At 46.7% G+C, this 576-nt stretch carries 1 protein-coding gene; it reads left to right on the top strand.

What is annotated here, in order from left to right:
* Positions 1-20 precede the first annotated feature (20 nt).
* A partial coding sequence (locus ACS8FC_RS19495) for an ornithine cyclodeaminase family protein (protein WP_439298002.1) occupies positions 21-576 on the top strand: 556 nt, incomplete at its 3' end.

The raw sequence follows: 576 nt of genomic DNA, 5'->3' as shown, positions 1-576 counted from the left end.
CCAATGGCTCACATTTATCCATGCCGTCCGTGGTTTTTGATGGTGAGAACGAATATACCGTGGTCAAGTTGGTCAGTATCTGTCCAAACAATCCCAAGCGTGGTAAGCCAACGACGATGGCAACGATTACTGTATCCGACAATGCGACAGGGGAGATGCTGGCCTTTTTGGATGGTATATATATCACTCAAGTACGCACGGCGGCACTATCAGGGATTGCGACTAAGCATTTAGCAAAGCAGGATAGTCGCATTGTGGCAGTGGTCGGGACAGGCGGCATGGCCTATGAGCAGCTCAACGCCATACTTACTGTGCGTCCAGATATTCAACAGGTGAATCTTTGGAACAGAACATCACAGGTGGCGCATGAGTTTCAGAATAGATTTAACAAAGAGTACCTGCAGTGGCAAGTGGAATTTGAAGTCTGTGAGAATATTGCAGATGCTATCAAAGATGCCGATATCATTAATCTTGCCACGCGAGCGACGATAGGGTTGTTTGAGGCGTCACAGATAAAACCAGATGCTCACATTAACGCGATTGGTGCTTATCAGACAACGATGAAAGAAGTGAGTA

The organism is Psychrobacter sp. 1Y4 (assembly GCF_051847555.1).
The sequence above is the reverse complement of the archived record's forward strand: the minus strand, read 5'-3'. Positions and strand labels throughout refer to the sequence as shown.